This is a genomic window from Paenibacillus sp. EZ-K15, assembly GCF_002573715.1.
Lineage (GTDB): Bacteria > Bacillota > Bacilli > Paenibacillales > Paenibacillaceae > Paenibacillus_AQ.
In genome coordinates this window covers 682,588-698,192 of sequence record NZ_PDHM01000017.1, presented here as the reverse complement: position 1 = coordinate 698,192, position 15,605 = coordinate 682,588, and the positions used below count along the sequence as shown (strand labels likewise).

Annotated in this window: 15 protein-coding genes; 13 read left to right on the top strand and 2 right to left on the bottom strand. The window is 50.0% G+C overall.

What is annotated here, in order from left to right; translation table 11 throughout:
- Window positions 1-136: 136 nt before the first annotated feature.
- The 4 genes from CRG97_RS19765 to fucU all read left to right on the top strand — a co-directional run bounded on the left by CRG97_RS19765 (window position 137) and on the right by fucU (window position 4,709).
- On the top strand, window positions 137-1,930 hold the full coding sequence (locus tag CRG97_RS19765; RefSeq protein ID WP_098746470.1) for an L-fucose isomerase: 1,794 nt from the start codon (window positions 137-139) through the stop codon (window positions 1,928-1,930).
- A 25-nt stretch (window positions 1,931-1,955) separates the two neighbouring features.
- On the top strand, window positions 1,956-2,615 hold the full coding sequence (locus tag CRG97_RS19760; protein WP_098746469.1) for a class II aldolase/adducin family protein: 660 nt from the start codon (window positions 1,956-1,958) through the stop codon (window positions 2,613-2,615).
- A gap of 73 nt (window positions 2,616-2,688) precedes the next feature.
- Window positions 2,689-4,200 (top strand): rhamnulokinase, encoded by a 1,512-nt coding sequence (locus tag CRG97_RS19755; RefSeq protein ID WP_098746468.1) that lies wholly within the window; start codon window positions 2,689-2,691, stop codon window positions 4,198-4,200.
- Window positions 4,201-4,283: 83 nt separating this feature from the next.
- Window positions 4,284-4,709, top strand: coding sequence for an L-fucose mutarotase (gene fucU / locus CRG97_RS19750; protein WP_098746467.1), 426 nt, complete (start codon window positions 4,284-4,286; stop codon window positions 4,707-4,709).
- Between the two features lie 62 nt (window positions 4,710-4,771).
- Here the strand turns inward: fucU and CRG97_RS33800 are convergent, their stop codons facing one another.
- Window positions 4,772-5,146, bottom strand: coding sequence for a DUF4183 domain-containing protein (locus CRG97_RS33800; protein WP_237566497.1), 375 nt, complete (start codon window positions 5,144-5,146; stop codon window positions 4,772-4,774).
- Between the two features lie 113 nt (window positions 5,147-5,259).
- On the opposite strand from CRG97_RS33800, the gene CRG97_RS33795 reads away from it, so the two are divergent.
- The 7 genes from CRG97_RS33795 (at window position 5,260) to CRG97_RS19715 (ending at window position 12,377) form a co-directional block, all read left to right on the top strand.
- Window positions 5,260-5,697 (top strand): hypothetical protein, encoded by a 438-nt coding sequence (locus tag CRG97_RS33795; RefSeq protein WP_237566496.1) that lies wholly within the window; start codon window positions 5,260-5,262, stop codon window positions 5,695-5,697.
- 302 nt (window positions 5,698-5,999) lie between these two features.
- Window positions 6,000-6,413 (top strand): DUF4183 domain-containing protein, encoded by a 414-nt coding sequence (locus CRG97_RS19740; RefSeq protein ID WP_098746465.1) that lies wholly within the window; start codon window positions 6,000-6,002, stop codon window positions 6,411-6,413.
- Between the two features lie 710 nt (window positions 6,414-7,123).
- Window positions 7,124-7,645 (top strand): MauE/DoxX family redox-associated membrane protein, encoded by a 522-nt coding sequence (locus CRG97_RS19735; protein WP_237566517.1) that lies wholly within the window; start codon window positions 7,124-7,126, stop codon window positions 7,643-7,645.
- Between the two features lie 5 nt (window positions 7,646-7,650).
- Window positions 7,651-8,241 (top strand): hypothetical protein, encoded by a 591-nt coding sequence (locus tag CRG97_RS19730; protein WP_098746463.1) that lies wholly within the window; start codon window positions 7,651-7,653, stop codon window positions 8,239-8,241.
- Window positions 8,242-8,269: 28 nt separating this feature from the next.
- A complete protein-coding gene (locus CRG97_RS19725) occupies window positions 8,270-10,048 on the top strand; it encodes an ABC transporter ATP-binding protein (RefSeq protein ID WP_098746727.1) in 1,779 nt (592 codons plus the stop codon).
- Window positions 10,049-10,323: 275 nt separating this feature from the next.
- On the top strand, window positions 10,324-11,820 hold the full coding sequence (locus CRG97_RS19720; RefSeq protein WP_098746462.1) for an amidase family protein: 1,497 nt from the start codon (window positions 10,324-10,326) through the stop codon (window positions 11,818-11,820).
- A 20-nt stretch (window positions 11,821-11,840) separates the two neighbouring features.
- Window positions 11,841-12,377: a hypothetical protein gene (locus tag CRG97_RS19715; RefSeq protein ID WP_098746461.1), complete on the top strand. Its 537-nt coding sequence runs from the start codon at window positions 11,841-11,843 to the stop codon at window positions 12,375-12,377.
- 144 nt (window positions 12,378-12,521) lie between these two features.
- On the opposite strand, the gene CRG97_RS19710 is transcribed toward CRG97_RS19715, so the two are convergent.
- A complete protein-coding gene (locus tag CRG97_RS19710; RefSeq protein WP_006211013.1) occupies window positions 12,522-12,803 on the bottom strand; it encodes a CD3324 family protein in 282 nt (93 codons plus the stop codon).
- Window positions 12,804-13,240: 437 nt separating this feature from the next.
- Between CRG97_RS19710 and CRG97_RS19705 the strand changes: the two genes are divergently transcribed.
- Window positions 13,241-14,959, top strand: coding sequence for a GAF domain-containing sensor histidine kinase (locus CRG97_RS19705; protein WP_098746460.1), 1,719 nt, complete (start codon window positions 13,241-13,243; stop codon window positions 14,957-14,959).
- Window positions 14,937-15,602, top strand: a complete 666-nt coding sequence (locus CRG97_RS19700) for a response regulator (protein WP_098746459.1) — start codon at window positions 14,937-14,939, stop codon at window positions 15,600-15,602. Before CRG97_RS19705 ends, CRG97_RS19700 begins: the two co-directional genes overlap by 23 nt.
- The last annotated feature ends 3 nt before the right edge of the window (window positions 15,603-15,605 follow it).

Sequence of the window (15,605 nt, the reverse complement as noted above, 5' to 3'; positions counted from 1 at the left end):
AATCGTTTACATCCTTATCCGGAAAGGTTCACTGTCTTGCTGAAATTAAGATCCGATATAACAAAATAGTGGGTTATCTCTTGCACCAAATAATCTTACAATGATGTCATAATCCTTATAGGGAGGCATGACAGATATGACAATTGAAAACGATTACAGATGGCGGGACGGATTTCCGAAAATCGGCATTCGCCCTACGATAGATGGAAGACGGAGAGGGGTACGGGAATCTCTCGAGGAACAGACCATGAATCTGGCTAAGGCTGTCGCCGAGATGTTGACGAGAGAGCTCAAATATCCGAACGGCGAGCCGGTTGAATGCGTGATTGCGGATACGTGTATTGGTGGTGTTGCCGAAGCGACTGCAGCCGCCAAAAAATTCAAGAATGCCGAGGTCGGCCTGACCATAACCGTTACGCCTTGCTGGTGTTACGGCACCGAGACGATGGATGCCGATCCTTCCCGTCCGAAGGCGGTATGGGGCTTCAACGGAACTGGACGTCCAGGCGCGGTTTACCTGGCCGCCGTACTGTCGGCCCATGCCCAGAAGGGGCTTCCTGCATTCGGCATCTATGGCGAAGACGTTCAGGATGAAGGGGATACCCGTATTCCGGACGACGTTCAAGAGAAGCTTCTGCGTTTTGCTCGAAGCGGCTTGGCTGCATCGTACATGCGCGGACAATCGTATTTGTCCATGGGATCGGTGTCGATGGGCATCGCTGGCTCAATCGTGGACGACAGCTTTTTCCAGGAGTATCTGGGCATGCGGAATGAATATATAGACATGAGCGAGTTTACGCGCCGCTTGGAAGAAGGCATCTATGATCCTGAAGAATATGAACAGGCGCTTGCTTGGGTGAAGGAGAACTGCACGGAAGGACCGGATAACAATCCGGATCATCTCCAGAACAGCCGGGAGCGCAAGGATCTGGAGTGGGAAACCGTCGTTAAAATGACGCTGATCACCCGCGATTTGATGATCGGTAATCCGCGTCTGAAGGAGCTTGGCTTCGAAGAGGAAGCTCAGGGCCACAGCGCAATCGCTTCCGGATTCCAAGGTCAGCGCCAGTGGACGGATCATTCCCCTAACGGTGACTTCCTGGAGACCATTCTCAATTCCTCTTTCGATTGGAACGGCAGACGTTCGCCATATATCGTGGCAACGGAGAATGACAGCCTGAACGGTGTCGGCATGCTGTTCGGATACCTGTTAACCAATACGGCACAGATTTTCGCGGATGTGCGGACTTACTGGAGTCCGGCTTCGGTAGAACGGGTTACCGGCTATAAGCTTGAAGGCAAAGCGGAGAACGGCATCCTGCATTTGATCAATTCCGGCTCGGCTGCGCTGGATGGAACGGGAGAGCAGGAGCTTGACGGCAAACCGGCCATGAAACCGTTCTGGGAGATCACGGATGAAGAGGTCGATCGCACGCTGAAGGCCACGCAATGGAGACCGGCTAACTTGGAGTATTTCCGGGGCGGCGGTTACTCGACCGACTACTTGACGCGCGGCGGCATGCCGATGACGATGTTCCGTCTTAACCTGGTAAAAGGACTTGGTCCCGTACTGCAAATCGCCGAAGGTTATTCCGTGGACCTGCCGGCGGAGGTACACGACACGCTCGACAAGCGTACCGATCCAACATGGCCAACGACCTGGTTTGTACCGAATCTTACGGGGCAGGGTGCGTTCTCAAGCGTTTATGAGGTCATGAACCAGTGGGGTGCTAACCATGGCGTGATCAGTTACGGACATATCGGAGCGGATCTGATCACCCTGGCTTCGGTTCTGCGTATTCCAGTCAACATGCATAATGTGCCTGCCGAAGAGGTGTTCCGCCCGCGTGCATGGGGGATGTTCGGAACGACCGATCCGGAGAGCGCCGATTTCCGCGCTTGTCAGAACTTCGGTCCTCTATATAAATAAGGTCAATCGAGAGGAGTAGGACATCATGCTGAACATGGACACGAGAAACGAGCTCTGCAAGTATGCCAAAAAAATCGTTGACAGCGGACTCGTTGTAGGACCGGGAGGAAACATCAGCGCCAGAGCCGGGGACAAAATGTATTTGTCCCCGAGCGGTTTTGCGCTGGAGGAGATAGAACAGGAGCAATGGATTGAAGTGGATATCCCAACCGGCGATATTACCGATATAGGTTTACGGCCTTCGTCCGAAGTGCTGATGCATCTGTATGGATACCGCAGCAACCCCGATATCGGGGCGATGGTGCATACACATCCATCCCATTGCATTGCCTTCACGTTGGTTGAGAAGGAACTACCGGTGATGTTTCCCGACCAGGCGGCATTGGTTGGTCGAACGGCCTATATCCCTTACATCATTCCTACGACGGATTTGCTGGCAGATGCCGTCGCGGAGAAAGTAACTGCAGCCAGTTCCATCCTGCTGGGGAACCACGGACTGGTCACAACTGGCCGGAATCTGCGTGAAGCGTATTACCGAACTCAGGTGGTTGAAGAGAGCGCCAAAATTTATCTGAGCGCCAAGGCAGCCGGCACACCGGTGCCGCTGACAGACCAGGAAGTGGATGATATCGCTGCGCTGGAGAGCGAAGATTATCGTATTCAGCTCCTACAGAAGATGAAATAATGGATTTTGGATTTAGATCCGGTTGTTCAAACTCGGATCGGTATAGTACTAAAGGTGAGAAAGGATGCGGCTTATGAGCAAATCATCTGCGGTGCTTGCGTTTGACATGGGGGCCAGCAGCGGCCGGGCGCTGCTGGGCGAGATCACCTCTTCTGATCATGAATCACCCGGCATGCTGAAGATTACCGAGATTCACCGCTTTGCCAATATCCCCGTCCAGATGGGAAAGCATTTGCACTGGAATTTCCCGATGCTGCTGCAGGAGGTTAAGCATGGCATTCGCAAGGCTTTCCAGGCCGGCTATCAACCGGTCAGTTATGGCATCGATTCATGGGGTGTCGATTATGGACTGATTGACCGTAATGGAGAGCTTATCGGAGTGCCTTACCATTACCGGGATCTGCGGACGGAAGGCATGGTGGAGGAAACCTGCGAGCAGGTCGGGAGAGAACGTCTGTTTCAAGAAACCGGTCTGCAATTCATGCCGTTTAACACGATCTTCCAGTTAAATGCGATGCTGAAGTCAAAATCCCCGATGCTGGATATTGCGGATAAGTTTCTGCTCACTCCGGATCTTCTGAATTATTTTCTGACGGGGGTCCAGGCGTGCGAGTTTACTATGGCAACCACTACTCAGCTATACCATGTTACTGAAGGCAAGTGGAATGAACCGTTAATGGAGGAGCTGGGGCTTCCCGCATCCCTGTTCATTGAACCCGTACAGCCAGGAACCGTGATCGGAAGTCTGCGGGATACCGTGGCGCAAGAGCTGGGTGTTCCGGCGATTAAAGCGATTGCTGTAGCTTCGCATGATACGGAATCCGCCGTGGTAGCCGTTCCGGCGAACACATCCCGTTTCGCCTATCTTGTATGCGGGACCTGGTCACTTCTCGGAACCGAGCTTTCGGAGCCGCTTGTTCATACGGACGTGCTGGAAGCAGACTTTTCCAATGAGGGTGGAGCTTATCAAACCTTTCAATTGCTGAAGAATATCATGGGCCTCTGGATTCTTCAGGAGTGCAAGCGGCAATGGGAGAATCAAGGCTTGACGTATTCTTTTGCAGAGCTGGTTGAACTCGCACAGGATGCGGAATCGTTCAGCAGCTTCATAAACCCGGATGACCTACGCTTCATGAATCCGGCGGATATGACGGCTGAAATTCGGGATTACTGCCGGGAGACAGGGCAGCCCATTCCGCATAGCACCGGAGAGTATGTCCAGTGCATCCTGAAGAGCCTGGCCCTAAGATACCGTGAAGTGCTTGAGCGGATGGAGGTTCTTACAGGACAGTATTACGATGGGCTTCATATGGTTGGCGGCGGCATTCAAAACGAGCTGTTATGCCGGTATACGGCCAATGCCATGGGCAGAACGGTGTGGGCCGGACCGATCGAAGCAAGTGCTATCGGGAATATGCTGGTTCAATTTGTGGCGAATGGTACATTGCGCAATCGGGAAGAGGGAGTAGAACTCGTCAAGCGGTCTTTTCCGCTTGCCTGGTACGAGCCTGAGTCCAACGAAGATTGGGAGGCAGCATTCCAACATTATAAGACCATTGTCGAGCAGCAGCAGGTACAACAGTGAGGTTCAGGGATCTTTGGAGACTGACGGTCTCCTAATGTAATCCAAGCCTTACATTTAAATCTGATAGAGAAGGATGTTATACCATGCTAAAAGGCATATCTCATTTGCTCTCGCCTGAGCTGCTGAAGATTCTGATGGAGATGGGTCACGCGGATGAAATTGTGCTCGGTGATGCCAATTTTCCGGCAGCCAGTCATGCCCAGCGGTTGGTCCGGGCAGACGGACACGGGATTCCTGCGTTATTAAACGCGATATTGCCGTTATTTCCGCTGGATACGTATGTTGAGTCCCCGGTAGCGCTGATGGCCGTGACGCCGGGTGATACCGTGGAAACTCCGATTTGGAATGAATACCGTGAGATCGTTCAGCAGTTTCACAGCGTTCCCATAGAATTTGATGAGGTAGAGCGATTCTCGTTCTATGAACGGGCGAAGAATGCTTATGCCATCGTGTCGACAGGTGAAAAGGCTCTGTATGCAAATGTGATCCTCAAAAAAGGCGTCATCTAAATATAAAACAAACGTAAATAACCCCGCTGCTCGGTTGCAGCGGGGTCATTTGTGTGTAGCTGTTAAGCTACCACCTGAACGGTGAGATACAGCACTTCTAGTTGGATAGGTGTTCCGGCCAGAAGAACATCACCTGGAGAATACAGTGTTAGTGTCTCCGGAGTGAGGGTGTATATTCGGCCTTCCTGTATCATGCCGTTGATATAAAGAGTTGAGGAGCTGTTTGGACCGACTTCAATATTTAGAAAAGTATGATTTCCATCGTCATCCGTAAATTGATCGGCAGATATGACAAGAGGAGTATCCAAGCTAACCTCCGATATCAATACGTAAAAATATCGGATCATGGTCGGGAGTACACTGATCTCCGGGATAATCACGCTGCCGGGTACTCCTTGAGGCCCTTGCGGGCCTTCAGGTCCTGGTATCCCAGGCACTCCGGGAATACCTTGAATGCCTGGAGAGCCCTGAGGACCTTGTGGCCCGACTGGCCCAGGAATACCAGATAGCCCGTCATTACCCGGAGGGCCTGGAGAGCCCTGAGGACCTTGTGGCCCGACTGGCCCAGGAATACCAGATAGCCCATCATTACCTGGAAGACCTGGAGAGCCCTGGGGACCTTGTGGCCCGACTGGCCCAGGAATACCAGATGGCCCGTCATTCCCTGGAGGACCTGGAGAGCCCTGAGGACCTTGTGGCCCGACTGGCCCAGGAATACCAGATAGCCCGTCATTCCCTGGAGGACCTGGAGAGCCCTGGGGACCTTGTGGCCCAACTGGCCCAGGAATACCAGATAGCCCGTCATTACCCGGAAGACCTGGAGAGCCCTGAGGACCTTGGGTACCTGGTAGTCCAGGTGTTCCAGGGAAACCTGCAGGACCGTTTGCCGCTTGAGGTTTTTGCTGGACAGACAGATGAGTGGATCTGGAGTGACGTTTCCATTTTCTGTTACCTGGTGACACGATATGTTTACACTTGCTCTTCTTGAAACTTCTGCGCTTCGGATGTCTGGCAGGCTTTAGCTTAGGACACCGTTTTCGTTTGATCAAGGGAGTTTTCAGTCTTTTCACCGCCCCGGATGAATGTATGTAATTAGCTTATGTCATTTGAGGGAGAGTGGAGTGGACATTTATCCTTCCTTCAGGGATAATTCGACCAGATCATTGGTGATTACTAAATTATTTTGAAAATAATAGGGAGAATGCCAGAGTCAAATCTCTAAAACTATCATTTAATGATACTATGGCACAGCCATATTTTTATTATCCCACAACAGAGAGGAGTGATTATATGCCAGTTATCAAACCTGTTATTACCGCTGTCTCATCGGTTCCCGTTTCAACAGGCGGAACGATCACCACAACGGTAACGCCAACTGTAACCCGTTATTTTGCGCTGATCACGGAAGCTATGATCGGAGCAGACTCGATTACCATGCCGGCAACGAGCTTTGTCGATGATGCCGAAGCAGCCGTGACAGCATTCCCAGCGTTGACAGGGACAGAATATTTTAATGTGTATATTAACGGCATGCTTCAACAACTTGCTTTATCGACATTAACAACCGCCAGCTTGGTGCTTGATACGACGGATGTTCCAGTCGGGATACCGGTTTTATTGGAAATTGCCAGCTTCACGAATACAGCATCCACTATCACGACACAGCCGACGATATCGGCGCCGGTCATTACGATCATTAGTTAACAGCCAAGCAAAAGGGTTGCCCTAATCAACATGAGAAGGGCAACCCTTATTATGTAATTTCTTAAATAAGGGATAATATCCTATTATTTTACTGTAAGATATTATCCTTGCAATAAATTACAAATATAGTATATTTGTAATATCTTGAAAGCTAGTTAGTTAGGACAAGCTCCTCTTACGCTACTTCTGAATTGAACCCGCTTACAATGTTTTCGGCTTATGAAATGAAAGCTCCTACATCCAGTGTTTAATACACCTCGATCCTTCAGCACGGCAGCACCTTTCATATATATGGATGAATTTCATGACTTGAAAGGAGGTGAACATTTATGTGTATTCTTCGTCATACTTCCTGTAACACAACGGAGCAATGCGGACGTGATAAATTCGGCGTTCGTCTTGAGGTATGGGACTGCGGCAATGGTTCCGAAGAGAGATATACTTGCGGTTGCTAATATTTTATGAAAGCGCATGCATAAACAGCGGAACTCTTTGTTCCGCTGTTTATATTTCGCGCCGGTTCTCTGGTTTCTTATCACCGTTGAAGAGTGAGGTATCAATTATGATGACGGGTCCATTGCAATTGCAATATGAAAGAGAGACAGTGAACAGCGAAGAAGAACAGCAAGGAACAGTGTTAGCAAGATATCAATGTCATCGGATGGGGGCTTGGTCTCCCTGGTTGTCGGGAAGGAGAATGAACGGTGTCCATGAGTGCGCTGTGCCTATTGTATCTGAGCTTGATTTTTGTGTTTTCGGGAGTGTCGAAACTGTTGTCGTTAGCGGATTTCAGGACGACAATCGAACGACTGCAGCTGCCTGCAGGTCGCTTACCGATTGTACCTGTTCTCATTTGCACCGCTGAGATTGCAGCTGGGGCAGGTTTATTGTTTTCCTGGAGCAGAATGCTTGCGCAAATCGCGATTTTTATTTTGCTGGCAGGGTTCGGCTACGCTGTTTACCAAGCCAGGGTCGTGCAGAAACAGGAGATAACATGCAGCTGCTTCGGCTCATGGTCTAATGAGACCCTCGGCAGGAATACGGTTGTTAAAGTTGCATGCTTAGGTTTATTAAATGCGCTAATTTGGCTTTTTACAGAACCCGTGAATACACTCAGTATGCCGGTCCAAGAGGCGGTTCTCACCGTGCTGTCCTCCGTCGGCATTGTCGCAATTTCGTTAGTCGCACTGAATGTTTATACTCTTGATTCCATACAGGCGAGGGGAGAATAAAATCTATGGATTTGATTACAACTGTACTCGTGATTCAATATGGCTTGATATTCAGTTTGGCCTTCTTCGTCATGAAGCTGTACCGGCATGTTCGAGAGTTGAAGTTGAGGCCGCAGACAGCCGTAAGCGGTGATGAGGAACCGACCGTTCCGAAGGAGGGACTAGAGCTCGGCATGCAGATTCCCCGAACAACCTATGAGAGCATGAGCGGGGACCCCCTTAATCTGTATGACGATAAGTCCAAAATCCTCTTGTTCACGATGAATCATTGCAATGCATGCAAGGAAACATACGGGGCCATCAAAACGTTCATGACATCGCATCCGGAACTTCCGATTACGTTGTTTCTGTACGCCCAGGATGCCGAGGAGGCCGCTGAAATGGCCAGTGTCAACGGATTAACGGATTTGCAGGTGGTGTGGGCTGATCGGGCCTTGATCGATTCGTTTAAGGTGAACCGGTTTCCGTTGGCGTTCTATTTATCTGAGGAGCAGATCGTGATCAACAAAAGCGTAACCAATTACTTGCATCATTTTGAACAAATGATCAAGCAGCTGCCGCAGGCAAAACCTTCAGCCCTTAACAAATCGGCTTAATGACGAAGGAGGCTCAAGGTTGCACAACATGAAATATGCAAACCTGATGTTTGAGGTTATGAAGCAGGTGTACCGTGTCTCACCACGCATGTTTACTAGATCTACGATGATATATCTACTCCAAGCTTTTCTGCCCGTAGCACAGATTTACGTTACGGCTCAAGTCATAAACGCCATTACCGGTGTTCTTACTCGGGGCGAAGCTCCAATCAACGCATTATATTGGCTGGTTCTTCAGCTGATGGCTATGCTGATTGGCATTGTGCTGGCCTCCCTTCAAAAGTATACCGAGCGAAAGATGAATGCTTATGTTTCCTTCTGGTTTAACCTTCAGGTATCTGAGAAATTAAGCAAGCTTCCGTTCGTATTCTTTGAATCTCCAGAAAGCTATGACAAGCTGCAGCGGGCTCTGCGCAATCTGAATATATGCGGTATTAACATGGTGTTCTACATGTTCTCGATTGCACAGAGCGTCATTACGCTGGTCGGTTTGCTCATTCTATTGTTTAGCTTTCATTACATATTGCCTATAGTCATGCTGCTTCTGATCATACCACTGCTGATCATCCAGAAGAAAGAGGGCACTTCCCGATTCGTGGTGATCCATCAGCAGACCGCTTCATCCAGGATGGCGGCGTATATGAACCAGCTGCTGCAGACGAAGGAAGCGGCCAAGGAAATCCGGCTGTTTCATGCTAAAGACTACTTATTGAACAAATGGCGGGGTATCTATTTCAAGAATACGTATGAAATGCTAGGCGTCGAACGGAAAAATATGAAGAATCGCCTGATCGTGGAATCGGCGGTCACGATTTTTTCTTTTAGCATTTTAGCTGTATTCATATGGATCGGTTCCCGTGTCAAACTAACCATCGGCAGCTATGTCGCGCTCTATCAAGCGGTACAGGACACCCGTTATTCCATACAAAACATCAGCCAGAACATCGGGCAAATCTATCATGACGGCTTGTTCATCCACGAACTGTTTGAATTTCTGGATACGCCGGTTCCGCAAACGGATCAAGCCCTGCCGATGGGCACGCCTTTACGGAAAGGAATCGATGTGGAAGGCGTAACGTTTCGATATCCGAATCAGGAACAACCTGTTCTTGAAGATTTGACGATTCGCATCAAGCCCGGAGAGAAGGTCGCGATTGTCGGCGAGAACGGTGCGGGGAAGAGCACCCTCGTTAAAGTTATGCTGGGACTGTATGAACCGACGCATGGTGTCGTGCGTTATGACGGCATCCCGATACAGGATTATGATCCTGCGAGCTTTCGCAGTAGAGTAACGGCGGTCTTTCAAGATTTTTACCGATATGAATTGACACTTGAGGCCAACATAGCGCTGCGGGAGATTGATCCGGATGATCGTCAAGCGCATCACCAATTGAATGATGCCATGGAAAAGGCATCGATGACCTCACTTGTGGATTCGCTGCGAGATGGTGTCTCAACCCAGCTTGGAACGCGTTTCTCGGGAGGGCGTGAACTGTCTCAGGGCCAATGGCAGAAGGTGGCGATCGCCCGGGCGTTCTATCGGGATTTCGAAGTGATTTATCTGGACGAGCCGACAGCAGCAGTAGACCCGTTGACGGAATCCGCCATTTTCGAGAATCTGATGTCCATGACCGATGGCAAAACTGCCATATTTATATCCCACCGATTGGGAAGCTGCAGACATGCGGACCGCATTCTCGTTCTCAAGGATGGGAGAATCGTCGAAGAGGGAAGACATGAGGAGTTAATTGAGCAGGGTGCCCACTATGCCGAGATGTTCAACAAGCAGGCTCAATGGTATCGGTAGAATCGTACATTAAGTTGAAGATTTCGAATTGGGACAGGAGCGGATCAAGAACTATTCTTGGTCCGCGTTTTGTGTTTCGTTCGAGATGAAGAGATAACAAGCAGAGAACAGGGGAGACGGAACATACAGGTACCGCTTGGATTATGCATAATAAGAGGAATTTTGTTCCTGAATTCCGAATTAAATAAGGATATAACAGACTGGAGGATAAAATATGAAACATTAATTCCCATCACCTACCGTAAGGTCAGTAAGATAAGTCAGGGGGACTATATATGATCATGGATAAAAAAACATGGATTGTGGAAGCAACCATTTCGGATATGCAGCAGGCGATGGCAGAGGGTTGGATGACTTCAGTACAGCTGGTTCAATTGTATCTGGAGCGGATCGAGTTATATGATGGAATTCTCCGTTCGATTCTTGAAGTGAACCATGAAGCGCTGCAAATTGCCGGGGAGCTGGATCGGGAGCGCAAAGACCAGGGAGCAAGAGGATTGCTGCACGGGATTCCCATCCTGCTCAAAGACAATATCGACACCGGGGATCGGCTGCATACGAGGGCCGGCTCCATCGCCCTTGCGGATTCGTTTGCCACGAAAGACTCTTTTGTTGCAGCTAAGCTGCGTAAGGCGGGTGCTGTTATTTTGGGTAAGAGCAATATGACCGAGTGGGCGAATTTCATGTCATCGACGATGTGGGCCGGATACTCGTCAAGACATGGACTTACGTTAAATCCATACGGCCCTGGCGAAATGTTCATTGGAGGTTCAAGCTCAGGCTCCGGTGCTGCGGTGGCGGCGAATTTGGCTGCAGCGGCCATCGGGACGGAAACATCCGGATCGATTATCAGCCCTTCCAGCCAGAACAGTCTGGTTGGCATTAAGCCGACGATCGGACTGGTAAGCCGGTCAGGTATCATACCCATCACCCATACGCAGGATACGGCAGGTCCGATGACCAGAACGGTGGAAGATGCCGCAATTCTGCTTAGCGCGATCGCGGGAACCGATGATTTGGACGAAGTGACCAAGATAGACCCTCAAAATAGGGTGGAGGACTACACGAAGTTTCTGGATTCGAGTTATTTGAAGAAAGCTCGAATCGGGATTCCCCGATACTACTATAAGCACCTGGATCGGGATAGACTAAATATTGTAGAGTCCGCTATTGAATTGCTGCGGGATCAAGGAGCCACTATTATTGATCCGGTGGAGCTGCCTTGCCAGGATACCAAGTGGGATGCCAATGTCCTTCGCTATGAGTTCAAGAAATATGTCAATGATTATTTGGCGAACCTAGATGCGTCTCTGCCGGTTCATTCGTTGGCTGAAGTTATCGCTTATAATGAGGCACACGCCGATGCTGCCTTGAAATATGGACAGGGGACATTGATTTGGGCCGAGGAGACGAGCGGTACGCTGACCGAAGCAGAGTATCTTGAGAGCAAGCAGAAGAATAAAGAAATGGCGGGAACGAGAGGGATTGACCATGTTCTGCAGACATATCAGCTGGACGCCCTGCTGTTTCTGGGTAATGAATATGGACCAGATTTGGCTGCCCGGGCAGGGTATCCATCGGTTACCGTTCCCGGCGGTTATGCCGAGAATGGCGTCATTGCACCTGGAGGCTATATTACGAAGGGACCACAGGGCATTACGTTCATCGGGACGGCATATAGCGAGCCCGTGCTGATCCAATTAGCTTACGGCTTTGAGCAGGCTACCCTGCATCGGGTACCACCAAAGCTTTCATCCCAGTCATCAGAGTAAAAGAGAGGTGAAGTTCCATCATGCCGCGCAATTTGGAGTATGTTCCTTACGGTTACGAGCCCCCGAAGCCAACAACCAAAGGGACCTTAATATTCTACGACCTCTTCGAGCAGATCCAGAAGGATTTGGAGCAGGCTTCTGCCATTTTAGAAGAACGGTCATTTGTTAAATTGGTGCTGTATCCGCTGCATGAAGAGACGGCCAGGCGGATGTTCAAGGAGCCTGTAAGCCCTTATTACAAGCGGGAGAAACAGCTTCAGGAATGGATAGAGGAGCATGAAGGATCATCGGTTGTGATTGAACCCTTCGAGTCGAAACGGAAAAAATACACGCCGATCGATACTGCGCTTCGTCATCTGGTAGAGAAATACGGAAGTCCCCATTTTCTTATTCTGACACCTGAGATGGCCAATGTGTTTGCATCCTTTTCTTCTTTTGAGGAATGGATTGTGAAGCTGAGGCTCATCCTCCTGTCAGAGCCGCCGCAGCTTCATCCGCGATTGGAGAAATTTCGCCATCGTTGGGATGTCGCGGGGGAGAAGCGGGAAGATCACTAGAGTATAAAAAAATGCCCGATTGTAGATTCACCTACAGTCGGGCATTTACTATTATGTAGTAGCATTCATATAAAATGGAAAGGACTGCGCCCCAGGGGAACAGTCCTATGTTAATCCGTGTGCAGACCGTTAAATCTCATCGATTCAGGTCCCTACGCGGGTAAGTTTACTTATGATCTTGCGCACGCTTTCTCCAGACAGGAAGTAGGTCCGTTCCAATTCCTCGATAGACCGTCCTTTGCAGTAAGCGCGATACATTTCTTTATTTCGACTTTCGATGCGTTGTTTGGAACCGCTTAACTCTCCCCAGCCGGCTCTTTGCTCGCTCTGTTTCGGTATGTAGAGTAATTCTCCATCTATATACTGTTGAATTTGCTGCAGCAGCTCGGGGGGAAGCACTTCTCTTCCGTTCTTGTAATGGCCCATCGATGCCCTCCTCTTTCTGTATACATATTTAAGCTATCGTTGAGTTTCAAAACAATTGCATTGATCATGCTTGCCCTCCTCCTTTCGTGATATTGGTTTTTTTGGGTTTTTAGATTTTTGGATTTAAAAATAGATATAGGGAGCCCGCAGCGGGCTCCCATTTAACGGATATTCGCTTTACGCGAATACCACCTCACGGATCTGAATCATTGCAATCAGCCTCCTTTCAGCTCATTTCGTCGGCCCCGACTTCTATATTAAGCCATATGTAGGTGGAAATTTGCAAGAGATAAAACAATATTAATTGTTTTTTACCAAAATTCATGGGGTGAATGATCTGTGAAAAGCCGAAGGGCTCATAGGGGATTTTGATGGTGTGTGACAGGATTATATAATATAGTTACTTCAGAATGCAAAAAAAGAAGGAGCTTTCGTGTATGTCCAATCACGATCCGCATATTCAGGAGTTAATTACGCTGAAAACGATCGCAGAAACGTTGAACGAGTCCAATGAGCTTGCTCCCATGCTGGACGTTGTTATTGCCAAGCTGCTGGAGCTAACGGGACTTACGACCGGCTGGCTGTTCCTGGTGGAAGATCGGGGAACGCATGAATTCGTAGCCAGCCGGAATTTGCCGCCTGCCCTGAGCCGGGATGATAACGAACCCATGAGATGCGGCAGCTGCTGGTGCCTGGAGCGTTACGATGACGGACGCTTGAAAAATGCAGTGAATATTTTGAATTGCAAACGTCTGGATAACGCCGTTCGGTATCAGTGGGGCGATACGGAGGGCATAACCCACCATGCAACCGTTCCACTTCGATCCGGCAGCCGCAGGTTCGGCGTACTGAATGTGGCTGCACCCGGGAAGCTGCATTTTACCAAAGAGGAACTGGCGCTGCTGGAATCGGTAGCCTACCAAATTGGCAGCGCCATTGAGCGCATGCGGCTGTACGCTGCCGAGCAGCGCCGCGCGGATTTATTTGCCCGGCTTGGGGAATATAGCAGTGCTCTCGGTGCTTATGCTTCCCAGGCGGTTAACCGGGCCGAATTGACGAAGCAAGTCATGAGTTTAATGGGACGTTACTTTGACTGGCCAGTTGCCGCATTACTAGAGCCTATCGGTAACGATATGACACTGCGTGCCCTATACAGCGGAGGTCAGACGACGCTGCCCCATGCTCAATTTCCACTTCCTGAAACCGCACGAACCCGTTCTGGCAAGGGAAAGGTCTCTGCGGATCCGGTCAGTACCGAAGACGCACAGCGGCTTGCGGATTTATTGGTTGAACAGGGATGGATATCCTCCATCACCCGAGCGGTTGCGGTTCCGCTGGCGGCTGCCGGAGACACCTTTTTTGGACTGCTTTTGATAGGGTACGATCATTACGGGGATGCGTACCGGGCGGATATGGAGGTGATCGAGGCACTGGCTGAACATATCGGCATGACCCTTCAGCGCATCCGTCTGGAGGAGAACCGGCGGGAGCTCGCAAGAATGGATGAACGAAATCGTCTAGCCCGAGACCTGCACGACTCGGTAAGTCAAACCCTGTTCTCGTTAGTCATGATGTCCAAGGGGGTTGGGGGGATGCTTGCCGCGGAGCCGCATGAGCAGAAAAGCATGCTGCAGGATACCATCCATGATATACAGTTTTTATCGCAAAGCGCCCTTAAGGAAATGCGGGAACTGATCATGCAGCTTCGCCCACCCGGACTTGAGGAAGGGCTTATGACAGGCCTTAAACAATACGGCGAACGTTTGAAGCTTCATGTAAGTTCACATATCAGCGGGATACGGGACCTGCCCCGGATCGTGGAAGAAGCCTTGTGGAGGATCGGTCAAGAGGCGCTGAATAATGTAAGCAAGCATGCGGATACGAAGGAAGTAACGGTAGTATTAACCCTGCAGGAAAATGATGTTGAACTTCGGATCGAAGATCATGGCCGCGGGATTACCAAGCAACGATTGAACGAGCTGACGCGGCATTCGATTGGGTTGTCGAGCATGCGGGAACGAGCCGAATCGCTCGGAGGACAATTCCGTCTCTACAGTGTGTACAGAGAGGGAACCATCATTGAGGTTTTGATGCCCTTAAGGGTGAGATCAACAGAGAAGGGAGGGATAACGAATGATACGATTGTTGATCGCTGACGATCATGCCATGGTACGCCGGGGATTGCAGGTTTTTCTGGCTACGCAGCCGGATATCGAGATGGTTGGTGAAGCCGCGAATGGCGAGGAGACGTTGGAGACGACCAAACATCTAAATCCCGATGTCGTGTTAATGGATCTGAATATGCCGATCCTCAATGGAATCGATACGACCGCACGGTTAAAAAAAGAACAGCCTCACATTAAAGTCATCGTGCTGACCTCGTTTATCGATTATGACCATGTTTTGCCAGCCATTCGGGCAGGCGCACGCGGCTATCTTCTTAAGGATATTGAGCCTGAGGATCTGGTGGCTGCGATCAGGCGCGTGTATGAAGGCCAAGTTGAACTGCATCCGGATGCGGCAGGCCTGCTCATGACGCATGTTACATCGCCGGCGGGAGCAGATGAGACCAGCTTGTCCGGCCATCAGGAAGAGGCAGCGCAGTTGGATAAACTAACCCGCCGGGAGCAGGAGGTACTGCAGCTGATTGCATCGGGTATGAACAATAGGGAAATCAGCGAAGCGCTTTACATCACCGAGAAGACGGTTAAAACCCATGTCAGCCATCTGCTCGATAAGCTGGGGGTTGCCGACCGGACACAGGCGGCCATTTATGCGCTCAAGCATGGAATCGTATGAGGA

Bases quoted from the DNA above. Each gene is read 5' to 3' on its own strand.
- CRG97_RS19710 (WP_006211013.1), bottom strand. From the start codon at position 12,803: ATGGGCCATTACAAGAACGGAAGAGAAGTGCTTCCCCCCGAGCTGCTG.
- CRG97_RS19765 (WP_098746470.1), top strand. From the start codon at position 137: ATGACAATTGAAAACGATTACAGATGGCGGGACGGATTTCCGAAAATC.
- fucU (WP_098746467.1), top strand. From the start codon at position 4,284: ATGCTAAAAGGCATATCTCATTTGCTCTCGCCTGAGCTGCTGAAGATT.
- CRG97_RS19735 (WP_237566517.1), top strand. From the start codon at position 7,124: ATGAGTGCGCTGTGCCTATTGTATCTGAGCTTGATTTTTGTGTTTTCG.
- CRG97_RS19730 (WP_098746463.1), top strand. From the start codon at position 7,651: ATGGATTTGATTACAACTGTACTCGTGATTCAATATGGCTTGATATTC.
- CRG97_RS19740 (WP_098746465.1), top strand. From the start codon at position 6,000: ATGCCAGTTATCAAACCTGTTATTACCGCTGTCTCATCGGTTCCCGTT.
- CRG97_RS19725 (WP_098746727.1), top strand. From the start codon at position 8,270: ATGAAATATGCAAACCTGATGTTTGAGGTTATGAAGCAGGTGTACCGT.
- CRG97_RS19705 (WP_098746460.1), top strand. From the start codon at position 13,241: ATGTCCAATCACGATCCGCATATTCAGGAGTTAATTACGCTGAAAACG.
- CRG97_RS19755 (WP_098746468.1), top strand. From the start codon at position 2,689: ATGAGCAAATCATCTGCGGTGCTTGCGTTTGACATGGGGGCCAGCAGC.
- CRG97_RS19715 (WP_098746461.1), top strand. From the start codon at position 11,841: ATGCCGCGCAATTTGGAGTATGTTCCTTACGGTTACGAGCCCCCGAAG.
- CRG97_RS19760 (WP_098746469.1), top strand. From the start codon at position 1,956: ATGCTGAACATGGACACGAGAAACGAGCTCTGCAAGTATGCCAAAAAA.
- CRG97_RS19700 (WP_098746459.1), top strand. From the start codon at position 14,937: ATGATACGATTGTTGATCGCTGACGATCATGCCATGGTACGCCGGGGA.
- CRG97_RS19720 (WP_098746462.1), top strand. From the start codon at position 10,324: ATGATCATGGATAAAAAAACATGGATTGTGGAAGCAACCATTTCGGAT.